This window comes from Streptomyces sp. P3 (genome assembly GCF_003032475.1).
Classification (GTDB): domain Bacteria; phylum Actinomycetota; class Actinomycetes; order Streptomycetales; family Streptomycetaceae; genus Streptomyces.
This window is the reverse complement of record NZ_CP028369.1, coordinates 4340989-4364022: the sequence shown is the minus strand read 5'-3', so window position 1 is coordinate 4364022 and position 23034 is coordinate 4340989. Positions and strand designations below refer to the sequence as shown.

At 70.5% G+C, this 23034-nt stretch carries 19 protein-coding genes; 8 read left to right on the top strand and 11 right to left on the bottom strand.

The genetic code is table 11. The features are described 5' to 3' along the window. Positions 1 to 14 precede the first annotated feature (14 nt). Positions 15 to 908: a glycoside hydrolase family 16 protein gene (locus C6376_RS19545; protein WP_216825593.1), complete on the bottom strand. Its 894-nt coding sequence runs from the start codon at positions 906 to 908 to the stop codon at positions 15 to 17. A gap of 244 nt (positions 909 to 1152) precedes the next feature. On the opposite strand from C6376_RS19545, the gene C6376_RS19540 reads away from it, so the two are divergent. The 3 genes from C6376_RS19540 to C6376_RS19530 are packed head-to-tail and all read left to right on the top strand — an operon-like array spanning position 1153 to position 3909. Beyond that, complete coding sequence (locus tag C6376_RS19540) at positions 1153 to 2076, top strand: ABC transporter ATP-binding protein (RefSeq protein ID WP_107444607.1); 924 nt, start codon at positions 1153 to 1155, stop codon at positions 2074 to 2076. Between the two features lie 50 nt (positions 2077 to 2126). Continuing rightward, on the top strand, positions 2127 to 2843 hold the full coding sequence (locus tag C6376_RS19535; RefSeq protein ID WP_254076391.1) for an ABC transporter permease: 717 nt from the start codon (positions 2127 to 2129) through the stop codon (positions 2841 to 2843). 55 nt (positions 2844 to 2898) lie between these two features. Next, complete coding sequence (locus C6376_RS19530; RefSeq protein ID WP_107444605.1) at positions 2899 to 3909, top strand: heme A synthase; 1011 nt, start codon at positions 2899 to 2901, stop codon at positions 3907 to 3909. A 41-nt stretch (positions 3910 to 3950) separates the two neighbouring features. Here the strand turns inward: C6376_RS19530 and C6376_RS19525 are convergent, their stop codons facing one another. The 3 genes from C6376_RS19525 to C6376_RS19515 all read right to left on the bottom strand — a co-directional run bounded on the left by C6376_RS19525 (position 3951) and on the right by C6376_RS19515 (position 6566). After that, the gene (locus C6376_RS19525; protein WP_107444604.1) at positions 3951 to 5057 is read right to left on the bottom strand and encodes an amidohydrolase family protein; all 1107 of its coding nucleotides are present in this window, start codon (positions 5055 to 5057) and stop codon (positions 3951 to 3953) included. Between the two features lie 92 nt (positions 5058 to 5149). Next, positions 5150 to 5506, bottom strand: a complete 357-nt coding sequence (locus C6376_RS19520) for a hypothetical protein (protein WP_107444603.1) — start codon at positions 5504 to 5506, stop codon at positions 5150 to 5152. Positions 5507 to 5612: 106 nt separating this feature from the next. Further along, positions 5613 to 6566 carry a heme o synthase gene (locus C6376_RS19515; protein WP_173985682.1) on the bottom strand — a complete coding sequence of 318 codons (954 nt, stop codon included), beginning with the start codon at positions 6564 to 6566 and terminating at the stop codon, positions 5613 to 5615. Between the two features lie 354 nt (positions 6567 to 6920). On the opposite strand from C6376_RS19515, the gene tkt reads away from it, so the two are divergent. Genes tkt through pgl form a run of 5 tightly spaced genes read left to right on the top strand, consistent with a single transcriptional unit; the run spans position 6921 to position 13606 of the window. Continuing rightward, entirely contained in the window at positions 6921 to 9008 is a 2088-nt protein-coding gene (gene tkt, locus C6376_RS19510; protein WP_107444602.1) for a transketolase, read from the top strand. A gap of 33 nt (positions 9009 to 9041) precedes the next feature. Then, the gene (tal, locus tag C6376_RS19505) at positions 9042 to 10160 is read left to right on the top strand and encodes a transaldolase (RefSeq protein WP_107444601.1); all 1119 of its coding nucleotides are present in this window, start codon (positions 9042 to 9044) and stop codon (positions 10158 to 10160) included. 4 nt (positions 10161 to 10164) lie between these two features. Continuing rightward, positions 10165 to 11688, top strand: coding sequence for a glucose-6-phosphate dehydrogenase (gene zwf, locus C6376_RS19500; protein ID WP_107444600.1), 1524 nt, complete (start codon positions 10165 to 10167; stop codon positions 11686 to 11688). Further along, a complete protein-coding gene (gene opcA / locus C6376_RS19495; protein WP_107444599.1) occupies positions 11685 to 12827 on the top strand; it encodes a glucose-6-phosphate dehydrogenase assembly protein OpcA in 1143 nt (380 codons plus the stop codon). Before zwf ends, opcA begins: the two co-directional genes overlap by 4 nt. Beyond that, complete coding sequence (gene pgl / locus C6376_RS19490) at positions 12824 to 13606, top strand: 6-phosphogluconolactonase (protein ID WP_107444598.1); 783 nt, start codon at positions 12824 to 12826, stop codon at positions 13604 to 13606. Before opcA ends, pgl begins: the two co-directional genes overlap by 4 nt. 100 nt (positions 13607 to 13706) lie before the next feature. On the opposite strand, the gene pgi is transcribed toward pgl, so the two are convergent. From pgi to C6376_RS19455, 7 genes are all read right to left on the bottom strand, one after another. Beyond that, positions 13707 to 15362: a glucose-6-phosphate isomerase gene (gene pgi, locus C6376_RS19485; RefSeq protein ID WP_107444597.1), complete on the bottom strand. Its 1656-nt coding sequence runs from the start codon at positions 15360 to 15362 to the stop codon at positions 13707 to 13709. Positions 15363 to 15666: 304 nt separating this feature from the next. After that, positions 15667 to 16002: an RNA polymerase-binding protein RbpA gene (locus tag C6376_RS19480; RefSeq protein WP_078615979.1), complete on the bottom strand. Its 336-nt coding sequence runs from the start codon at positions 16000 to 16002 to the stop codon at positions 15667 to 15669. 211 nt (positions 16003 to 16213) lie between these two features. After that, the gene (gene secG / locus C6376_RS19475; RefSeq protein ID WP_107444596.1) at positions 16214 to 16450 is read right to left on the bottom strand and encodes a preprotein translocase subunit SecG; all 237 of its coding nucleotides are present in this window, start codon (positions 16448 to 16450) and stop codon (positions 16214 to 16216) included. Positions 16451 to 16594: 144 nt separating this feature from the next. Then, positions 16595 to 17371 carry a triose-phosphate isomerase gene (tpiA, locus tag C6376_RS19470; RefSeq protein WP_107444595.1) on the bottom strand — a complete coding sequence of 259 codons (777 nt, stop codon included), beginning with the start codon at positions 17369 to 17371 and terminating at the stop codon, positions 16595 to 16597. Positions 17372 to 17377: 6 nt separating this feature from the next. Beyond that, positions 17378 to 18589, bottom strand: coding sequence for a phosphoglycerate kinase (gene pgk, locus C6376_RS19465; RefSeq protein ID WP_107444594.1), 1212 nt, complete (start codon positions 18587 to 18589; stop codon positions 17378 to 17380). Between the two features lie 146 nt (positions 18590 to 18735). Next, positions 18736 to 19746 carry a type I glyceraldehyde-3-phosphate dehydrogenase gene (gene gap / locus C6376_RS19460; RefSeq protein ID WP_107444593.1) on the bottom strand — a complete coding sequence of 337 codons (1011 nt, stop codon included), beginning with the start codon at positions 19744 to 19746 and terminating at the stop codon, positions 18736 to 18738. A gap of 230 nt (positions 19747 to 19976) precedes the next feature. Further along, a complete protein-coding gene (locus tag C6376_RS19455; RefSeq protein WP_107444592.1) occupies positions 19977 to 22931 on the bottom strand; it encodes a M14 family metallopeptidase in 2955 nt (984 codons plus the stop codon). Positions 22932 to 23034 lie beyond the last annotated feature (103 nt).

Below are 23034 nucleotides of genomic sequence, written 5' to 3'. Positions count from 1 at the left end.
GGCGTGCGGCCGGCTCAGACGGTGTCCTCGAAGGTCACTCCCCGGCTCCGGTAGTCGGCGACGGCGGCCTGCACGTCGGCCGGGCTGAGCACCTGGTCCTGGGCGAAGTACACGTAGTCGACCTTCTCCTCGAACGCGCGGGTCTGGCGGCCGCCGACCCCCGTCAGGTCGATCAGCCAGTGGTTGAAGCGAATGCTCATCGTCGACTCGGGCAGGTACGGCTCGCCGTGCGTGGCGAAGAGCCGGCCGTCGACGTAGTACGTGACGTTCGTGCCGTCGACGGTGATCACCAGGTCGTGCCAGTCGTTGAAGCTCGCGCGCTCCTGGGTGGAGACGTTCTCCTCCTGGGGCGGGTTCTCCGCATACGTCTCCCAGGAGGTGCCGAGCAGCGCGCTGCCGGGAATGCCCCATCCGCCGTTGGGCAGGTACTCGAAGTCCAGTTCGCTGTAGTCCGGGTCCATCGGGTAGTTCAGCGGCGAGATGGTGAAGAACGTCTGCACCATGTGGTCGCCGTCCGGTCCGTAGGCCGGGGCGTCGCTGAAGCGGACCCGCGCGGCGTAGGTGCCGTGGTGGAACTTGCGCTGCTGGTAGATCTCGGTGTGCTGGGTGGTGGCCGCCGTACCGCTGGTGCCGGAGCGCATCGTCATGACGGAGTTGCCGGCCGTGGTGGCGAAGGTGATGTTCTGCGGCTTCCAGGTGGCGCCGGGCACGCCCGGCCCGCCCTGACCGGACCGCAGGGTCCAGCCGCGCTGGGTGAGTTGTTGATCGCTGTAGGCGAGGTAGTTGAAGTCGTCGAACAGCGCGGGACCGACGACGGACCGAGCGGCGGCGGCACTCGCCGTGCCGGGGAGGACCGCGAGGTTCGTGCACAGCATCGCGGAGGCGATGAGGCCAGCAGCGGCTCTCATCCGGATGAGCAAAGCGCGTCTGATCATGGCTCAACTGCCTTTCTGCGAAAGGGAGGAGATCGTCCGCAGCCCGTCCCTGGGCGGACCATCGCCAGTGAAGCAGCGCCCGATGGGCGATATAGGGCGAATGCCGCCCGTTCACCCGAACAGCCCAGAATGCGTGACGGGCGCCTCGCACAGCAGCCCAGGAGGGATCACCAACCCCCCGGTCATGGGCGGTGGGCGCGTACCTAGACTCGGGGCCATGCGAAGTGAGCCCGTAGTCCAGGTCCAGGCCCTGGTGATGCGGTACGGCACGAAGACCGCGGTGAACGGCCTCGATCTGACGGCCCGGGCAGGCGTCACCGCCGTCCTCGGACCCAACGGCGCCGGCAAGACGACCACCGTCGAGACCTGCGAGGGGTACCGAAGGCCGGACTCCGGCACGGTGCGCGTCCTCGGCCTCGACCCGGTGGGCCGGGCCCGCGAGCTGCGTCCCCGGATCGGCGTGATGCTGCAGTCGGGGGGCGTGTACTCGGGTGCGCGGGCCGACGAGATGCTCCGGCACGTGGCGAAGCTGCACGCGCATCCGCTGGACGTCGACGCCCTCGTCGAGCGCCTCGGTCTCGGCTCGTGCGGCCGTACGAGCTACCGCCGGCTCTCCGGCGGCCAGCAGCAGCGCCTCGCGCTCGCCATGGCCGTCGTCGGCCGCCCGGAGCTGGTCTTCCTGGACGAGCCGACGGCCGGCCTCGACCCGCAGGCCCGCCGCGCCACCTGGGATCTCGTGCGGGACCTGCGCGCGGACGGCGTCTCGGTCATCCTGACCACCCACCACATGGACGAGGCCGAGCAGCTCGCCGACGACGTGGCGATCATCGACGCCGGCACGGTGATCGCGCAGGGCTCCCCCGAGGAACTGTGCCGCGGCGGCGCCGAGAACACGCTGCGCTTCACCGGCCGCCCCGGGCTCGACGTCGGCTCGCTGCTGAAGGCCCTGCCGGCCGACAGCTCCGCCGCCGAGCTGACCCCGGGCTCCTACCGGATCACCGGCAAGATCGACCCTCAGCTGCTCGCCACGGTCACCTCGTGGTGCGCGCAGCACGGGGTGATGCCGGACCGGATCTCGGTGGAACGTCACACCCTGGAGGACGTCTTCCTCGAACTGACCGGCAAGGAGCTGCGCCCGTGACCGCCACCGGCACCCACACCCCCCGGCCCGGCGCGGCCCCGCTCCCCCGCATGATCGCGGCCCAGGCGGCACTGGAGACGAAAATGCTGCTGCGCAACGGCGAGCAGTTGCTGCTCACCGTGGTGATCCCGACCCTCCTGCTGGTGCTGTTCAGCACGGTGGACGTCGTCGACACCGGCGCGGGCGAGGCGGTGGACTTCCTCACCCCCGGCATCCTCGCGCTCGCCGTGATGTCGACGGCCTTCACCGGGCAGGCCATCGCGACCGGGTTCGAACGCCGCTACGGGGTGCTGAAGCGGCTCGCCGCCTCTCCTCTGCCGCGCTGGGGCCTGATGACGGCGAAGACGCTGTCGGTGCTGGTCACCGAGATCCTCCAGGTGATCCTGCTGACGGGGATCGCCTTCGCGTTGGGCTGGGACCCGCACGGCAGCCCCGCGGCCGTCCTGCTGCTCCTGGTCGTCGGCACGGCCGCCTTCTCCGGTCTCGGCCTGCTGATGGCGGGCACCCTGAAGGCGGAGGCGACGCTGGCCGCCGCCAACCTGGTGTTCCTGCTGCTGCTGGTGGGCGGCGGGGTGATCGTGCCGCTCGACAGGTTCCCGTCCGGCGCGCAGGACGTGCTCGGCCTGCTGCCCGTCACCGCGCTCTCCGACGGCCTGCGCGACGTGCTCCAGCACGGCGCGGGAATGCCCTGGGGGGACCTGGCGATCCTGGCGGTCTGGGCCCTCTTGGGGCTCGCGGCGGCCGGCCGGTTCTTCCGCTGGGAGTAGCGGCGTCCGACCCACGGGGACCCTCGTGAAACCGTGCACAAGCGGCCCGCTTACGATGGGACGCGTGCTGAACGTGACCCGTGCCGACGCCGTAGCCGCCGTGCGCAACCCCCTCGCCTTCATCGCCGCGCGCTGGACCCCGGCTCCCCGGACGGTTCGGCGGGCGGCTCTCTTCGCGCTCGTGATGTCGGTGGTGATCGTGGTCACCGGCGGCGCCGTCCGGCTCACGGGCTCCGGCCTCGGCTGCCCGACCTGGCCCAAGTGCACCGACGACTCGCTCACCGCGACGAGCGCGATGGGCTTCCACGGCGCCATCGAGTTCGGCAACCGCATGCTGACGTACGTGCTGTGCGCGGCCGTCGGCTGGGCGATCATCGCCGCGCGCTCGGAGAAGCCGTACCGCCGGAGCCTGACCCGGCTGGGCTGGGCTCAGTTCTGGCTGGTGATGAGCAACGCCGTGCTCGGCGGGATCGTCGTGCTCGTCGGACTCAACCCGTACACGGTCGCGGCCCACTTCCTGGCCGCCTCGGCGCTGATCGCGGTCGCCGCGGTGATGTGGCAGCGCACCCGGGAGGGCGACGCCGAGCCCCGACCGCTGGTCGGCAGGCCCGTGCAGCAACTGGTGTGGTTCCTGGTTGTCGCCTCGACGCTGCTGATCGCCGTCGGCACGGTGGTCACCGGCGCGGGACCGCACGCCGGCGACTCCAGCGAGGTCGAGCGGATGCCGCTGGACTGGGAGACGGTGGCCAAGCTGCACGCCGTGCTCGCCTGGATCGTGGTGACGCTGACGTTCGCCCTGTGGTTCATCCTCAAGGCGGTGGACGCCCCGAAGAGCCCGCTGGACCGTACCCGGGACCTGTTCCTGGTGCTGCTCTCCCAGGGCGTCATCGGCTACGTCCAGTACTTCACCGACCTTCCCGAGATCCTGGTCGCACTGCACATGCTCGGATCGTGCCTGGTGTGGATCGCCGTCCTGCGTGTGCCGCTGGCGCTGCGCGAACGCGCCGGGACGGCGGCCGCCCTGCCGCACCCGGCGGCCGAGGCGACGGCCGGCACACACGCCTGAGTCCCGCGCGCCCGAGCCGGGCGGCCGGCGTGACCCACGTCTCAGTCCAGCCCGTACACCCTGCGGGCGTTGCCCGCCGCGATCAGCCCGGCCACCCGCTGCGCGTCCGCCGGTGACCACGCGCCCTCCTCGACCCAGCCGCCCAGCACCCGCGCCAGGGCCTCGCGGAACAGCCGCGCCCCGACCACGTGCAGCTCGGGCAGCCCGTGTGCGCCGGTGGAGAAGAGGATCTTCCCGAAGGGCGCCAGCTCCAGGATCTCGGCGAGGACGGTCGCCGCGCGGGCGCCGGTCCTGACGAGGGCCGCCCCGGAGTCGGCGTACACGTGCGAGAAGACTCCCGCCAGATGGGCGGCGTGCCGGTGGTAGGGGTAGCCGTGCAGCAGGACGAGGTCGGTGCCGAGGCCGGCCGTGGCGCGGACGAAGTCGGTGAGCAGCGCGGGGTCGGTGCGGTCGATCCGCGCGCCCGGCGCCCCGAGGCCCGCGTGCAGCTGCAGGGGCAGCTCCGTGGCGACGGCGCTCCACAGCAGGTGCCACAGCAGCACCGGGTCGCTCAGCTCGTCGCCGGCCCTGCGCCCGGCCAGCCAGCGGCCCGCCGCGCCGCGCACCTCCCCCGGTGCCGGCGGCTCGGGCGCGAGCGCGAGACCGTGGCGCACGCCCGCCACGGAGGTGAAGGCCACGGCGTTCGCGGCGGCCCCGTGCACCGCCTCGGCGAGGTTGGCCAGGAACGACTCGACGGTGCCGGAGGTGTCGGCCACCTGCTCGGCGAGGAGTTCCAGACGCACGATCTCGTGGGCCTCCGCGTCGCCCGTGGAGGCCAGCTCGCCCGGTCCGGTGAGATCGCCGGGCAGGCCCGTGTCGACCAGGTACGTCGTGATGCCGCTGCCGCGCAGCAGCCGGCGGCCCGCCTCCAGCACGCCGAGTTCACGACGCCGGGCGAGGTACCGGGCGGGCGGGGCGTGCGGTTCCAAGCCGAGCAGCGGTGGGCACCAGCGGCGTACCGCGAAGCCCGTCTGCGTGTCGAAGAGTGTCGTGCCGGGGGCCGGCGGGCCCGAGGTCAGGGCCAGCTGGGCCTCGAACGTGCCGAGACCCAGCTCCGTTCGCAGGACGCCGTGGCAGTACTGGTCCACCAAGGACGGCGTTTCGATCATCCGGACTCCCCGGGATATGGACCACGTCGCTTCTACGGGTCCTAACGGGTGACCGGGGCGTCAGGTGTTGCTGCCGGGCGACCGTTCGCCGCTCAGCCGTTCTTCGGACCGCCGACCTGGATGCCCGCCATCCGCGTCCACTCGTAGGGGCCGGTCCGCACCTTCGCCGCGAACTCGCCGTCGAAGGCCTCGTGAACGGTGATGCCGGCCTTCTCCACGGCCTGCTCGGCGACGGCGACCGAGGGGGCCACCAGATCGCCCCAGCCGCCGTCCTCGCCGACCAGGACGATACGGGCGCCGCGCTCGCCGAGGTGCGCGACCTGGCCCTCGGCTCCGCCGTGCTCCTTGGCGAAGGCGCTGATCCGCCGGGCCAGCCGTGCGGCCGCGCGCTCGGACCTCGCGGCCTGCTTGGCGTCGGCGGTCTCGTCAACCTGCTTGGTGTCTGCCATGGCCAGGATGCTACCGACGGGTAGAGCGGACGGCGACGGCCGGGCCGCGTGGCCTTGACCACGCACCCGGCCGTGAGCCGTGAAGAGAGGGAGCGGCTCGGGACGGCTACCGCAGGAAGGGGTCCACCGCGACGGCCACGAAGAGCAGCGACACATAGGTGATGGACCAGTGGAACAGCCGCATCTCCTTCAGCTTGCCGCCCGTGACCTCCGCCTTCGCCCGGTTCTGCAGTCCGTGTGCCTCCCACAGCCACCAGCCGCCCGCCGTCAGCGCGACCGCGGTGTAGAACCAGCCGGTGTAGCCCAGCGGCTGCAGCAGCAGCGAGACGCCGACCATCACCCAGCTGTAGAGGACGATCTGCCTGGCCACGGTCTTGTTGGAGGCGACGACCGGCAGCATCGGCACGCCGACGCGCGCGTAGTCGTCCTTGACCTTCATGGAGAGCGGCCAGTAGTGCGGCGGCGTCCAGAAGAACATGACGAGGAAGAGGACGACCGGCGCCCAGGACACCGAGTTCGTCACGGCCGACCAGCCGATCAGGACCGGCATGCAGCCGGCGATGCCGCCCCACACGATGTTCTGCGAGGTGCGCCGCTTGAGGATCATCGTGTAGACGACGACGTAGAAGAGGAGCGCGCCGAGGGCGAGCCAGGCCGACAGCCAGTTGACGGTGAGTCCGAACAGCAGGGTCGAGACCACCGCGAGGGTGATTCCGAAGGCGAGGCATTCACGCGGGCTGACCATCCCGGTGACCAGCGGACGCTGCGAGGTGCGGTCCATCAGGGCGTCGATGTCGCGGTCGATGTACATGTTCAGCGCGTTCGCGCCGCCCGCGGACAGATAGCCGCCCAGGCAGGTCACCAGCACCAGGCCGAGGTTCGGAACGCCCTGCTGCGCCAGGAACATCACCGGGACGGTGGTGATCAGCAGCAGTTCGATGATCCGCGGCTTGGTCAGCGCCACGAACGCCTTGACCCGGGCCCCGACCGGCCGCCGGCTCGGGCTCTGGCTCGCCCCGACAATCCCCACTGGACGGGATTCAACGGCCGTCACGCACACCCCTGACAGAGACTCCCAGCGAGCTCCCCACGTGAATACGGGGTAAAGGCTCGCGCGTACCACGCCACTGTAGACGTTGCCCATACCCCGATATTCGCGGGGGTGGGGTCGTGTTGGACGGCGCCCGCGGAAGAGCCGGAAGGCACTCTGTTGAGCACTCGTACGAGCGGGTCCGTATTCACTTGCTGAACAGGAAACTCACCGGTCGGCGGGCGGATCGCGAAGCTACCCGGCAGTCTGGAATGACTCGAAAAAATGCACGTTCTGACGGGGGTAGGCTCGACAACGGCCGGTGGGCGCCGCGTGCACCGGTATTCGACATGTGTGACATGTGGAGAGGAGCCCTGACCCAGGGTGAGCACCAAGCCGACCACCACAGACCTCGAGTGGACCGAGCTGGACCAGCGGGCCGTGGACACCGCCCGCGTCCTGGCCGCCGACGCCGTACAGAAGGTCGGCAACGGCCATCCCGGTACGGCGATGAGCCTGGCGCCTGCCGCGTACACCCTCTTCCAGAAGGTGATGCGACACGACCCGGCGGACGCCGACTGGGTCGGCCGCGACCGCTTCGTGCTGTCCGCGGGCCACTCGTCCCTGACGCTGTACACCCAGCTGTACCTGGCCGGCTTCGGCCTGGAGCTGGACGACCTGAAGGCCTTCCGCACCTGGGGCTCGAAGACCCCGGGGCACCCGGAGTACGGCCACACCACGGGCGTCGAGACGACGACCGGCCCGCTGGGCCAGGGTGTCGCCAACGCCGTGGGCATGGCGATGGCCGCGCGCTACGAGCGCGGGCTGTTCGACCCCGACGCCCCGGCCGGCGAGTCGCCGTTCGACCACTTCGTCTACGCGATCGCCGGTGACGGCTGCCTCCAGGAGGGCATCTCCGCCGAGGCGTCCTCGCTGGCCGGTCACCAGAAGCTCGGCAACCTGGTCCTGCTGTGGGACGACAACCACATCTCGATCGAGGGCGACACCGAGACGGCCGTCTCCGAGGACACGGTTCTGCGGTACGAGGCGTACGGCTGGCACGTGCAGCGGGTCGCCCCCAAGCCGGACGGCGACCTGGACCCGCACGCCCTGTACGACGCGATCGAGGCCGCGAAGCTGGTGACGGACAAGCCGTCCTTCATCGCGATGCGCTCGATCATCGCCTGGCCCGCCCCGAACGCGCAGAACACCGAGGCCGCGCACGGCTCGGCGCTCGGCGACGACGAGGTCGCCGCGACCAAGCGCGTCCTGGGCTTCGACCCGGAGCAGTCCTTCGAGGTCGCGGACGAGGTCATCGCCCACACCCGCAGCGCCCTGGAGCGCGGCCAGGCGGCCCGCGCCGTGTGGGAGAAGTCCTTCCAGCAGTGGCGGGACAACAACCCCGACCGCGCCGCCGAGTTCGACCGCGTCGCCGCGGGCGAGCTGCCCGCCGGCTGGGAGGAGAAGCTCCCCGTCTTCGAGCCGGGCAAGGGCGTCGCCACCCGTGCCGCGTCCGGCAAGGTGCTCCAGGCGCTCGGCGCGGTCATCCCCGAGCTGTGGGGCGGCTCCGCCGACCTCGCCGGTTCCAACAACACGACGATCGACAAGACGTCGTCGTTCCTGCCCGAGGGCAACCCGCTGCCCGAGGCGAGCCGGTACGGCCGCACGGTCCACTTCGGCATCCGCGAGCACTCCATGGCCGCGGAGATGAACGGCATCGCGCTGCACGGCAACACGCGCATCTACGGCGGCACGTTCCTCGTGTTCTCCGACTACATGCGCAACGCCGTCCGGCTGTCCGCCCTGATGCACGTGCCGGTCACCTACGTGTGGACGCACGACTCCATCGGCCTCGGCGAGGACGGCCCCACCCACCAGCCGGTCGAGCACCTCGCGTCGCTGCGCGCGATCCCCGGCCTGAACGTGGTCCGCCCGGCCGACGCCAACGAGACCGCGATCGCCTGGCGCGAGATCCTCAAGCGCTGGACGAAGGTCTTCGGCAAGGGCGCCCCGCACGGTCTGGTCCTCACCCGTCAGGGCGTGCCGACCTACGAGCCCAACGAGGACACCGCCAAGGGCGGCTACATCCTGTTCGAGGCCTCCACGGGAACGCCGGAGGTGATCCTGCTCGCGACCGGCTCCGAGGTGCACGTCGCCGTCGAGGCGCGCGAGCGGCTGGAAGCCGACGGCGTACCCACCCGGGTGGTCTCCATGCCGTCCGTGGAGTGGTTCGAGGAGCAGGACCAGGGGTACCGGGACAGCGTCCTTCCGCCGTCCGTCAGGGCGCGCGTGTCGGTCGAGGCGGGTATCGGCCTCACCTGGCACAAGTACGTCGGCGACGCCGGCCGCATCGTTTCCCTGGAGCACTTCGGTGCTTCCGCCGACGGCAAGGTCCTCTTCCAGGAATACGGCTTCACTGCCGAGAACGTGGCGGCGAAGGCGCGGGAATCCCTCGCCGCCGCCCAGCACTGACGCTCACACACGACCCGTAGGAGATGTAATTCCATGACAGACGCACTCAAGCGCCTCTCCGAGGAGGGCGTCGCGATCTGGCTGGACGACCTGTCGCGCAAGCGGATCACGTCCGGCAACCTCGCCGAGCTGATCGACCAGCAGCACGTCGTGGGCGTCACCACCAACCCGTCGATCTTCCAGAAGGCGATCTCCCAGGGCGACGGCTACGACCAGCAGCTCTCCGATCTCGCCTCCCGCGGGGTCACGGTCGAAGAGGCCATCCGCATGATCACGACGGCGGACGTCCGCGACGCCGCCGACATCCTGCGCCCGGTCTTCGACGCCACCGGCGGCCAGGACGGCCGGGTGTCCATCGAGGTGGACCCGCGCCTCGCGCACCACACCGGGCCGACGGTCGCCGAGGCCAAGCAGCTCGCGTGGCTGGTCGACCGCCCCAACACGCTGATCAAGATTCCCGCCACCATGGGCGGCCTGCCGGCCATCACCGAGGTCATCGGCCTGGGCATCAGCGTCAACGTCACGCTGATCTTCTCGCTGGAGCGCTACCGCCAGGTCATGGACGCCTACCTGTCCGGCCTGGAGCAGGCCAGGGACCGCGGCCTGGACCTGTCGAAGATCCACTCCGTGGCGTCCTTCTTCGTGTCCCGCGTGGACACCGAGATCGACAAGCGCCTCGACGCGCTCGGCACCGACGAGGCCAAGGCCGCCCGCGGCAAGGCCGGACTCGCCAACGCCCGCCTCGCCTACCAGGCGTACGAGGAGGTCTTCGCCGGCGAGCGCTGGGCCGCGCTGGAGAAGGCGGGCGCCAACAAGCAGCGTCCGCTGTGGGCCTCCACCGGCGTGAAGGACCCCGCGTACAAGGACACCCTGTACGTGGACGACCTGGTGGCGCCGAACACGGTGAACACCATGCCGGAGGCGACCCTGTTCGCCGCCGAGGACCACGGCTCCGTCACCGGCAACACCATCGCCGGCACCTACGAGCAGGCCCGCGCCGAGATCGACGCCGTCGAGAAGCTCGGCATCTCCTACGACGAGGTGGTCCAGCTCCTCGAGGACGAGGGCGTCGAGAAGTTCGAGGCGTCCTGGAACGACCTGCTCAAGTCGACCGAGGCGGAGCTCCAGCGCCTCGCCCCCTCGGAGGGCTGAGGATTTGTCGAGCAGCAACCCGCTGCGTGACCCCGCCGACCGACGGCTCCCGCGTATCGCGGGGCCGTCGGGCCTGGTCATCTTCGGCGTCACGGGCGATTTGTCCCGGAAGAAGCTCATGCCCGCCGTGTACGACCTCGCCAACCGGGGTCTGCTGCCGCCGGGTTTCTCCCTGGTCGGCTTCGCCCGCCGGGAGTGGGAGCACGAGGACTTCGCACAGGAGGTCCACGACGCCGTCAAGGAGCACGCCCGCACGCCCTTCCGCGAGGAGGTCTGGCAGCAGCTCGTCCAGGGCATGCGCTTCGTGCAGGGCACCTTCGACGACGACGAGGCGTTCGAGCGGCTGCACGCCACGATCGACGAACTCGACCGGGCCCAGGGCACGGGCGGCAACTTCGCCTTCTACCTCTCGGTGCCGCCGCGTTCCTTCCCGGTCGTCATCAAGCAGCTGAAGAAGCACGGCCTGGCCGACCAGCGCAACGGCTCCTGGCGGCGCGCGGTCATCGAGAAGCCCTTCGGCCACGACCTCGCCTCGGCCGAGGAGCTCAACAAGGTCGTCCACGAGGTCTTCGGCTCGGACCAGGTCTTCCGCATCGACCACTACCTCGGCAAGGAGACCGTCCAGAACATCCTGGCGCTCCGCTTCGCGAACACGATGTTCGAGCCGATCTGGAACCGGTCCTTCGTGGACCACGTGCAGATCACCATGGCCGAGGACATCGGCATCGGCGGCCGGGCCGGCTACTACGACGGCATCGGCGCCGCCCGTGACGTCATCCAGAACCACCTGCTCCAGCTCATGGCGCTGACCGCCATGGAGGAGCCCGCCTCCTTCGACGCGGACGCGCTGGCCGCGGAGAAGACCAAGGTGCTCGGCGCCGTCCGGCTGCCGAAGGACCTGGGCCGTGACACCGTGCGCGGTCAGTACGCGGCCGGCTGGCAGGGCGGCGAGAAGGCCGTCGGCTATCTCGAAGAGGACGGCATCGACCCCAAGTCGAAGACCGACACCTACGCCGCGATCAAGGTGGGCGTCGACAACCGCCGCTGGGCGGGCGTCCCGTTCTATCTGCGTACCGGCAAGCGGCTCGGCCGGCGGGTCACCGAGATCGCGGTCGTCTTCCAGCGGGCCCCGCACTCCCCGTTCGACTCCACGGCCACCGAGGAGCTCGGGGCGAACGCCATCGTCATCCGGGTCCAGCCGGACGAGGGGATCACGGTCCGCTTCGGCTCCAAGGTGCCCGGCACCTCCATGGAGATCCGGGACGTGTCGATGGACTTCGCCTACGGCGAGTCCTTCACCGAGTCCTCCCCCGAGGCGTACGAGCGGCTGATCCTGGACGTGCTGCTGGGCGACTCGAACCTCTTCCCCCGCACCGAGGAGGTCGAGCTCTCCTGGAAGATCCTCGACCCGATCGAGCAGTACTGGGACAAGAACGGCAGGCCCGCACAGTACCCGTCGGGCACCTGGGGGCCGGTCGAGGCCGACGAGATGCTCGAGCGAGACGGACGGAGCTGGCGCCGGCCATGAAAACGGACCTCACGGACACCACTGCCAGCAAGATCAACAAGGCGCTGGTGCAGGGCCGCCGTGCGATAGGCACACCCGCCGTCGGCATGGTGCTCACCCTCGTCGTCGTCACGGACGAGGAGAACGCCTACGACGCCCTGAAGGCCGCGGGCGACGCGTCGCACGAGCACCCCTCGCGCACGCTCGTGGTCATCAAGCGCGTCTCCCGCTCCCCCCGGGGCCGCACCCAGTCCCGCCTCGACGCCGAGGTACGGCTGGGCGCGGACGCCGGCAGCGGCGAGACGGTCATCCTCCGGCTGTACGGCGAGGTCTCCGACCACGCCCAGTCCGTCGTGCTGCCGCTGCTGCTGCCGGACGCGCCCGTGGTGGTCTGGTGGTCGGTGGACGCGCCGCGCGACCCGGCGGGCGACCCGCTGGGCGCCCTGGGCCAGCGCCGGGTCACCGACAGCTACACGGCGGAGAAGCCCGTCGACGAGCTGCGCTCCCGCGCCGAGACCTACGAGCCGGGCGACACCGACCTGGCGTGGGCCCGGATCACTCCGTGGCGTTCCATGCTGGCCGCCGCACTCGACCAGGTCAGCTGTGAGATCGTGTCCGCCGAGGTGGCGGGCGAGGAGTCCAACCCGAGCGTCGAGCTGCTCGCCATGTGGCTCGCGGACCGGCTCCATGTGCACGTCCGGCGCGCGGTCTCGGCCGGACCCGGTCTGACCCAGGTGCGGATGGAGACCACCGGCGGCCCGATCACGCTGCACCGGTCGGACGGCGCGATGGCCACCCTGGCACTGCCCGGCCAGCCGGACCGGGCGGTGGCGCTCAAGCGGCGGGAGACCTCCGAGCTGCTCGCGGAGGAACTCCGCAGGCTCGATCCCGACGACACGTACGCGTCCGCCCTGCGGTTCGGCGTGGACCGGCTGGGCGGTCTCCAGTCGGCCGCCGAGCGGGTGGCGGAGCGGGCCGAGGCCGCCTCCCAGCCCCCGCCGTCTCTGCCGGTCCGCGCCGTGCCGGAACCGGCTGCCGCCGGCCGTGACTCCGGCCCGGCCGCCCCTGCCGCACCCGCCGCCGCCTCGCCGGGCTCCGGTGACGCCGAGAGGCCGTCTCCCGCGCAGATGCCCCCGGTCAGGAAGGCGGATCCGCAGTGAGCACGCCCCAGCTGGTCGTCCACCGCGACAAGGAACTGATGGCACAGGCCGCGGCGGCCCGCCTGATCACGAAGATCGTGGACGCGCAGGCCTCCCGGGGCCATGCGTCCGTGGTCCTCACCGGCGGCCGCAACGGCAACGGCCTGCTGGCCGCGCTGGCCGCCGCACCCGCCCGCGACGCCGTCGACTGGACGCGGCTCGACCTGTGGTGGGGCGACGAGCGGTTCCTGCCCGAGGGCGACCCGGAGCGCAACATCACGCAGGCCCGTGAGGCCCTGCTGGACTCCGTCCCGGTGGACCCCAAGCGTGTGCACGCCATGCCCGCGTCGGACGGTCCCGACGGCGCCGACGTGGAGGCGGCCGCGGCCGGCTACGCCGAGGAGCTGGCCCGCGCGGCCGGTCCCGAGAACCACGGCGCGGTTCCGTCCTTCGACGTGCTGATGCTGGGCGTGGGCCCGGACACCCATGTCGCCTCGCTCTTCCCGGAGCTGCCGGCCGTGCGGGAGACCGAGCGCACGGTGGTCGGTGTGCGCGGCGCGCCCAAGCCCCCGCCGACCCGCGTCACCCTCACCCTCCCGGCGATCCGGGCGGCCCGTGAGGTGTGGCTGCTCGCGGCCGGCGAGGACAAGGCGCAGGCCGCGGCCATCGCCCTGTCCGGAGCGGGCGAGGTCCAGGCCCCGGCCGCGGGAGCCCGGGGACGCGCCCGCACCCTGTGGCTGCTGGACTCGGCGGCGGCCTCGCGGCTGCCGAGGTCGCTGTACCCGCCGGCCTCGTCGTAACACCTTCTGCGCACCGGCGGTCGACGCCGGGTCCCGTCCAGGGACCCGGCGTCGACTCGTTCACCGCACCGTCAGGAAGGACGCTCCGGTCCCTGCCGCCTCACCGGCGGCCTCGCAGCTCCCGGTACGTGGCGACGAGGGCCCTGGTGGACGCGTCCAGACCGGGCACGTCGGCGCCCTCGGTGAGGGCCGGTTCGACGCGCTTGGCGAGGACCTTGCCGAGCTCCACGCCCCACTGGTCGAAGGAGTCGATGTTCCACACCGCGCCCTGCACGAACACCTTGTGCTCGTAGAGGGCGATGAGCTGGCCGAGGACGGACGGGGTGAGTTCCTTCGCCAGGATGGTCGTGGTGGGGTGGTCGCCCTTGAAGGTCCTGTGGGCGACCAGTTCCTCCGGCACCCCTTCCGCGCGGACCTCCTCAGGTGTCTTGCCGAAGGCCAGCGCCTGCGTCTGCGCGAAGAAGTTCGCCATCAACAGGTCGTGCTGCGCCCTGAGTTCGCCGCTCAGTTCGGCGACCGGCTCGGCGAAGCCGATGAAGTCGGCCGGGATGAGCTTCGTGCCCTGGTGGATCAACTGGTAGTAGGCGTGCTGCCCGTTGGTGCCCGGCGTGCCCCAGACGACGGGGCCGGTCTGCCAGTCCACCTCCGTGCCGTCCCGGCCGACGTACTTGCCGTTGGACTCCATGTCCAGCTGCTGGAGGTAGGCGGCGAACTTCGACAGGTAGTGGCTGTACGGCAGCACGGCGTGCGACTGGGCGTCGTGGAAGTTGCCGTACCAGATGCCCAGCAGGCCCAGGATCAGCGGGGCGTTGGACTCGGGGGGCGCGGTGCGGAAGTGCTCGTCGACGAGGTGGAAGCCGTCGAGCATCTCGCGGAACCGGTCCGGGCCGATGGCGATCATCAGCGACAGGCCGATCGCCGAGTCGAAGGAGTAGCGGCCGCCGACCCAGTCCCAGAACTCGAACATGTTGGCCGTGTCGATGCCGAAGCCGGCGACCTTCCCGGCGTTCGTCGACAGTGCCACGAAGTGCTGGGCGACCGCCTTCTCGTCGCCGCCCAGGCCGTCGAGGAGCCAGGAGCGGGCCGAGGTGGCGTTGGTGATCGTCTCGATGGTGGTGAACGTCTTCGACGCGACGATGAACAGCGTCTCGGCCGGATCCAGGTCCCGGACCGCCTCGTGCAGGTCGGCGCCGTCCACGTTGGACACGAAGCGGACCGTGAGGTCGCGGTCGGTGTAGCTGCGCAGTGCCTCGTAGGCCATCGCCGGGCCCAGGTCGGAGCCGCCGATGCCGATGTTGACGACGTTGCGGATGCGGCGGCCGGTGTGGCCGGTCCACTCGCCCGAGCGCACCCGCCCGGCGAAGCCGGCCATCCTGTCGAGGACGGCGTGCACCGCGGGGACGACGTTCTCCCCGTCGACCTCGACCACCGCGTCGCGCGGGGCCCGCAGGGCGGTGTGCAGCACCGCGCGGTCCTCGGTGGTGTTGATCTTCTCCCCGCGGAACATGGCGTCCCGCAGCCCGAAGACGTCGACCGCCGCGGCCAGCTCGCGCAGCAGTCGCAGCGTCTCGTCGGTGACGAGGTGCTTGGAGTAGTCGATGTTCAGGTCGCCGACCTGCAGGGTGTGACCGGCCCCGCGGTCGGGGTCGGCGGCGAACAGCTCCCGCAGCCGCACCTCGCCGAGTTCCTCGCGGTGTTCGGCCAGAGCGGTCCACTCGGGCGTCTGGTTCAGCCTCGTACGGCCGTCTGCGTTCATCTCGGACTTCAGCCCTTCCTCACCTGTCCGTGCTGCCTCGCACGCCTTGCCCCGCCGCTCCCAACCTAGTTGATCAGGAGATGGCACGAGCGGACGTGCCGTGGCCCGCGGGGCAACAGGAGGTACGTCCCGCGGGCGCCCGGGTGTCAGCGCGGTGGCGGCGGGTTCGGAGAGGCGAGGTCACGGAGAACGGCACAGGGCAGGGCGAAGGGCAGCGCGGAGGGCCGTTGCGCGGGCACGGGCGACGGCCCGGGCGCGAAAGCAGGTCCGGCCGGGCACCCTCGGGCGCCCGGCCGGTATGTCGCTAGATCTCGCCCCGTAGCTTGGCGAGCGCCTCGGCGAGGATCGCCTCGCCGTCCGCGTCGCTGCGCCGCTCCCGCACATAGGCGAGGTGCGTCTTGTAGGGCTCGGTGCGCGGGGGGTCCGGGGGGTTGTCCCGGTCCTGCCCGGCGGGAAAGCCGCAGCGCGGGCAGTCCCAGGTCTCGGGAACCTGCGCGTCGCTGGCGAAGCTGGGCACCGTCTCGTGTCCGTTGGAGCACCAGAAGGAGATGCGCAGACGGGGCGCGGACTCGCCCCGCTCGGCCTCGCCCATCGGCCCCGCCCCGACCCGGCTACCTCGGATCGCGTTGCCACTTGCCACGGTCGTAACTCCCTGCGTGATGGTGCCGCGAAGCGAGTCGGCGTTTCGCTTCGCTGCGAGCGCCTCAGTCTACGTAAGGCCCAACGCGCGTCCAGTGATTGGAGTTACAGCTCCCACACCTGGACGCAAGCCCCATGATAGGCCGCGCTGTGCTGCGCGTACCGAACATGGGGCCTTACGTACCGGAATGTGCGTGCCTGTGAGAAGCTGATCAGTTGTTCGTCTTCATCAGGATGCCGAGGACGATGATGGAGGCGAACCACAGCGTCCCGACCACGACGGTGATGCGGTCGAGGTTGCGCTCGGCGACCGAGGAACCGCCGACGGAGGACTGCATGCCACCGCCGAACATGTCGGAGAGGCCGCCGCCCTTCCCCTTGTGCATCAGCACCAGCAGCATCAGCAGCAGGCTGAAGACGATCAGGGCGATCGAGAACCCCAAAACCACGGCTGGACCAACTTCCTCGGATTCGGATAAGGACCGGAACGGACAACGGGGGCACAGCGCCTTTTCCCGTGCGGCTGCGCCGCGTGGCGCTATGCCCCCGCAAGAGTACGACGGATCGCCGCTACCGCATACTCACAGCTCGGATCACTGGTCGCGGAAGCGCACGATCTTGACGAACTCGTCCGCGTCCAGCGAGGCGCCGCCGACCAGCGCGCCGTCGATGTCGGCCTGCGCCATGATCTCGGCGACGTTGCCGGACTTGACGGAGCCGCCGTACTGGATGCGGACCTTGTCGGCCAGCTCCTGGGTGTAGAGCTCGGCGAGCTTGGCGCGGACGGCGGCACAGACCTCCTGCGCGTCCTCGGCGCCGCAGACCTTGCCGGTGCCGATGGCCCACACGGGCTCGTAGGCGATCACGACGGACTCGGCCTGCTCGGCCGGGAGGTCCTTCAGACCGCCCTCCACCTGGGCGAGGGTGTGGACGACGTGGTTGCCCGCCTCGCGGACGTCCAGCTCCTCGCCGACGCACAGGATGGGGGTCAGGCCGTGCTTGTAGGCGGCCTTGACCTTGGCGTTCACCAGCTCGTCGGTCTCGTCGTGGTACTGCCGGCGCTCGGAGTGGCCGATCGTGACGAACGTGCACTTCAGCTTGGCGAGCATCGCACCGGAGATCTCGCCGGTGTAGGCACCGGAGTCCTGCGCCGAGATGTCCTGGGCGCCGTACTTGATCTTGAGCTTGTCGCCGTCGACCAGGGTCTGCACGGAGCGCAGGTCGGTGAAGGGCGGCAGGACGGCGACCTCGACGGCCTCGTAGTCCTTGTCGGCCAGGGCGAAGGCGAGCTTCTGGACGTGCGCGATGGCCTCGAGGTGGTTGAGGTTCATCTTCCAGTTGCCCGCCATCAGCGGCGTACGAGTGGTCATGCGGGGTCAGCCTTCCAGTGCGGCGAGGCCGGGGAGCGTCTTGCCCTCGAGGTATTCGAGGGAGGCGCCGCCACCGGTCGAGATGTGGCCGAATGCGTTCTCGTCGAAGCCCAGCAGACGGACGGCCGCGGCGGAGTCGCCACCGCCGACCACCGTGAACGCCGGGGATTCGACGAGGGCCTGGGCGACCGCCCTGGTGCCCTCGGCGTAGTCGGGGTGCTCGAAGACGCCCATGGGGCCGTTCCAGAAGACGGTCGCGGCGTCGGCGAGCTTCGAGGCGTACAGCTTGCGGGTCTCGGGGCCGATGTCCAGGCCCAGCTGGTCGGCGGGGATGGCGTCCGCGGCGACGGTGTTCGGGTTCGCCGGGGCCTTGGTCTTCAGGTCCGGGAATCCGGTGGAGGTCAGCACGTCGACGGGGAGGACCAGCTCGACGCCGTTCTTCTCGGCCCGCTCGATGTACTCCTGGACGACGGGGATCTGGTCCTCCTGGAGGAGGGAGGCGCCCACCTCGTACCCCTTGGCCTTCAGGAAGGTGAACACCATGCCGCCGCCGATGAGGAGGCGGTCCGCCTTGCCCAGCAGCTGGTCGATGACGGCGAGCTTGTCGGAGACCTTGGAGCCGCCGAGGGCGACGACGTAGGGCCGCTCGACGTTCTCGGTGAGCTTCTTCAGGACGCCGACCTCGGTGGCGATGAGGTAGCCGGCGGCGTGCGGCAACCGGGCAGGGAGGTCGGTGACGGAGGCGTGCCCCCGGTGCACCGCGCCGAAGCCGTCGCCGACGTAGACGTCCGCGAGTTCGGCGAGCCGGTCGGCGAAGGCGCCGCGCTCGGCGTCGTCCTTGCTGGTCTCGCCCGGGTTGAAGCGCAGGTTCTCGATGACGGCGACCTGGCCGTCGGCGAGGCCGGCGACCGTGGAGCGCGCGGAGTCACCGACCGTGTCGGTCGCGAAGGCCACCGGCGCGCCGAGGAGTTCGCCCAGCCGGGCGGCGGCCGGGGCGAGGGAGAAGGCCGGGTCCGCCGCACCCTTGGGGCGGCCCAGGTGTGAGGCGACGACCACCTTGGCGCCCGCGTCCGCGAGGGCCTTGACGGTGGGCAGGACGGCGCGGATACGGCCGTCGTCGGTGATGGCGTCGCCGTCGAGCGGCACGTTGAGGTCGGCGCGGACGAAGACCCGCTTGCCTGCGACGCCTTCGGCGAGAAGTTCGTCGATCGTCTTCATTACGGGGGCTCCTGGGAAGGGCTCGTGGTGCTCGAGATCGCTCGTGGTCGTAGGAGGGGGCCGGTCAGCACGTGCCGCAGGGCCCGGGCGGCGCGTCCCTGCGCCGTCCGGGCCCTGCGCTCACGTCGAGGTGCCTGATCCGACGATCAGAGCCGGCCGCCGACGAAGACCGTCAGGTCCACGAGGCGGTTGGAGTAGCCCCACTCGTTGTCGTACCAGCCGAGGATCTTCACCGAGTTCCCCTCCTGGACCATGGTCAGGGAGGAGTCGAAGGTGCAGGAGGCCGGGTCGCTGACGATGTCCGAGGAGACGATCGGGTCCTCGGTGTAGGCCAGGTAGCCCTTGAGGTCGCCGTCCTCGGAGGCCTTCTTGAACGCGGCGTTGACCTCGTCCTTGGTGACCTCGCGCTGGAGGGTCACGACCAGGTCGGTGGCCGAGCCGGTCGGGACCGGGACGCGCATCGCGATGCCGTCGAGCTTGCCCTTGAGCTGCGGCAGGACCAGGGCGGTGGCCTTGGCGGCGCCCGTCGTGGTCGGGATGATGTTCTCGGCGGCGGCGCGGGCGCGGCGCAGGTCCGAGTGCGGGAAGTCCAGGATGCGCTGGTCGTTGGTGTACGCGTGGACCGTCGTCATCAGGCCCTTGACGATGCCGAAGTTCTCGTCGAGGACCTTGGCCATCGGCGCCACACAGTTGGTGGTGCAGGAGGCGTTGGAGATGACGTGGTGGTTCGCCGGGTCGTACTTGTCCTGGTTGACGCCCATCACGATGGTGATGTCCTCGTCCTTGGCCGGAGCCGAGATGAGGACCTTCTTCGCGCCGCCCGCGATGTGCTTCTCGGCGTCGGCCTTCTTGGTGAAGATGCCGGTCGACTCGATCACGATGTCGACGCCGAGGTCGCCCCACGGGATGTCGGCGGGGTTGCGCTCGGACAGCACCTTGATGGTGTGGCCGTCCACGGTGATCGTGTCCGCCGTGTGCGACACCTCGGCCTTGAGACGGCCCAGGATGGTGTCGTACTTCAGCAGGTGGGCGGTGGTCGCGGTGTCACCAAGGTCGTTGACAGCCACGATCTCGATGTCAGCACCCTGCTCCAGCAGCGCGCGGAAGTAGTTACGACCGATGCGGCCAAAGCCGTTGATGCCTACGCGGATCGTCACGAACCGATCTCCTCGTTGGTACGCCGGCCACGAGGTGCCGGCGAGCTGTATTTGGGATGTCCCCGACCACCCACGACCCTACCTCTCCGGGGCCGCCGGAGTGACATCGAGTTCGCCCATACACGGCACGGCGGTCCGTACCCGCCAGTAGGGGTACGGACCGCACGGGCCGGGCGGGCCCGATCACTCGATCCGGTTACGAACCGTCACGAAGTGTTGACTTGGGCGTGTCATCGCGCAAGTGAGGCGAGTGCCTTTCCGATGAGCGTCTTGCGGTCGGCCGCCGCGGTGACGTGCTCCAGACCGAAACCGAGCAGCACGGTGTCATCGGTGGTGACCGCTCCGTACGTCTGGAACAGGACGCCGGTGCGCGCCCAGTCCTTCAGCACGCCCGGGCTGCCGGTGGGCGGTCCGCCGGCCTTCCAGGCGCCGAGCGACGTCTCGAAGCCCTCGGTCTCGACGGCGCCGCCGCCGACGACCAGCGAGGCGTCGTCCGCGAGCACGCCTCGGCCGCCGCTGCCCGGGTCGGTGACGTAGGCGATCGAGACCTCGACGTTCTTGCCCGCGTACGCGCTCAGGTCGAAGTTCACCTGCTGCCAGCCGCTGGAGGCGCCGGTGAGGGCGTTCCAGGAGCCGGTGGACCCGGTGGCGGTGCAAGCGTTCGCGCCCAGGGTGAGGTAGTGCTCGAGCCACGGGTGCTCACCGACGTAGAAGCCGGCCCCGCACTCCGCGGGCACGGTGGTGCGGGTGGCGCCGCCCGCCTCCGCAAGAGTGGTCCAGTCGTCGCCGCCGACGGTGTGGATCTCGACGATGGCGTTGTCGTAGCCCGGCTCGGTGTCCCACAGCAGCTGGGTGCGCAGCGTCGGCTTGCCCGCCGCGCCGACGCCGCCGAGGTCGATGGTGCGGGTGAGGCGCTTGTAGGCGTCGTCGGTGTGCACGGCCGCGGCCATGTACGAGCCCGCGTACGGCCCGTAGGGGTTGACCGTCCCGGCGAACTGCCCGGCGCCCGCGCTCGCGAACTGCGGGTAGTCGGCCGCGGGCAGCTCGTCCGAGGTGAGCGCGTAGGTGCCGGCCTTGTCGAGCGGGTTCGAGGTGGCCGGGCCGAGGGCCGCGCTCAGTCCGCCGAGCCTGCCGGAACCGGTGAAGCCGGTGGCGCCGGGGGTCGAGGTGCGGGAGTAGGCGCCCAGGTAGTACTGGCTGAAGTCGTTCGACGGGGTGCCGTCGGCCAGGGCGACGCTGCCGCCGGCCAGCTCGCCCGCCTCGATCAGCTTGCCGCCCTCGTTGAGGAAGGCGCGCAGCGCGAGCTGGGTCGGGTTGCCGGGGGTGCTCGCGCCCGTGTAGTGGACGACCGTACGGAAGTGGCTCAGCACGGCGAGCGGGTCGGGCGCCCCCTGGGCGGCGACGTCCCAGACGATCGCCTTGCGGCCGTTGGCCTTCAGCGCGTCCACGTAGGTCTGCGCCTGCGTTGCCGTCGCCCCCTCCTCGGCGACCACGAGCGTGTCGGCCTGGGCCCGCGCGGCGACGGTGTAGGTGAAGTGCGCGCTGGAGACCTTCTTCCCGTTCTCGCTCCTGCCGGTGAACCACACCTCGACCTTGTCGCCCGGCTTGCCGTCCTTCACCTTGGCCCGGTACGCGTCGAAGTAGAGGTTGTCCTCCCCGCCGTAGGTCTCGCCGCCCTTCCAGTGCCGGAGCGCCTGGTCCCGGGTACGGCCGCCGTTGACGCGGTAGTTGAGCTCCTTGTCGCGGATCGCCTTGCGCACGACGACGGAGACCTGCTGGTCCGCGCCGCGCGAGTACGACGTGGTGAAGGGCGCCGGGGTGAAGTCGGCGGCGGCCAGGCCGACCGAGGACTTCGGGCGGTCGGGGCGCGCGGCGGACTCGGCGACCGAGAGCGCGAACGGGACGTTCTTGGCGAACTCGGCCTGGATCAGCTTCTCGTCGTCCGGGAAGGTGAAGACCGACTGGCAGTCCGCGCTCTTCCACTGGTCGTCGGGGTCGACGTTCGACGCGGTCTGACAGGTCGACATCTCTGGGGTGAACATGGCCATGCCGTTGACGTTCGAGGCGTGGCCGTCCGCCTCTCCGTTGGTCGTGTAGAGCTCCGAGGAGACCTGCGGGTGGTAGCCCGGGACGGCCGAGTTCTCGGGGGTGCCGGCGAGCGCCTCGTAGGCGACGTCGTCCGGGGTGTCGGTGGCGACCTGCCAGCCGACCCCGTAGAGGAGGAGTTCGGCGGCGGAGTGGTAGTTGATGCCGTAGGTGAAGCCGATGCGCTTCTCGAAGGCGTCGAGCGCCCTGGTCTCGGGCTCGGAGGCGGGTTTCGCGCCGCGGTAGGTCTCGCTGGTGGGGTTCGGTGACGAACCCTCGTTGTCGTAGCCCCACTTGTAGGCGAAGTTGCGGTTGAGGTCGACGCCGTCACCGGTGGAGATCGCGCCGTCGCCGTTGACGTCCCGCAGGTTCTTGCGCCACATGCGGTTGTCGGTGCTCTTGAAGGTGTAGTCGTAGCCGTCGGGGTTGGCCGACAGGACGAACCACAGCTCGTTGGAGTCGACGATCTTCTTGACGCGTTTGTCGGTGCGGTAGTTGTCCAGGTAGTAGTGCATCAGCCGCCGGGTCATCTCGGGGGTGATCCACTCGCGCGCGTGCTGGTTGGACATGTACAGCACCGAGGGCTTGGAGCCGTCGGCGGACTTCTTCGCGTCCCTGGTCAGCTTGAGGGCGAGGATGTCCTGCCCGTTCACGGTCTTGCCGAGGGAGACGACCTTGGTGAGGCCGGGGTTCTGCCGGCCGGTGCGCAGGATCTCCTCCCGCAGGCCGCCGCTTCCGCTGTACGGGCGGAACACGCCCTGGGCGGCGGCCTCCACGCGCTTCTCGGACGTGGCCGACATCGTGTGCTCGGCGAGCCGGACACCCTGCTTGCCGAGCTTCTTCGCCTGATCGTCGGTCAGGTAGACCTCGACGGTCGCGGTGCCCTTCGCGGGCACCTGCTCGCTGAGTTCGTGCCCGTCCTGGCCGGCCGCCAGCAGCAGGGGTACCTGCGCTCCGCTGACCTCGGCCCGGAAGACCTTGACCTCGGCCGGATCGGGCTTCGGTGCGTGTGCGGGCTGCGCCTGGGCGATGGGCGCGAGTGCCGCTCCGCCGAGCAGGAGTGCGCCGACAGCGAGGATCGATCTCGCTCTAGGTCTCATGAACCCCCCTAGCGTGAGTTCGCCACAGCAGCGAACTCTGCCAGGCTCATGACAGTCCATGATCCAGTCAAGAGCGCCTCATAGCCAGACAAAAGCCGGTGAG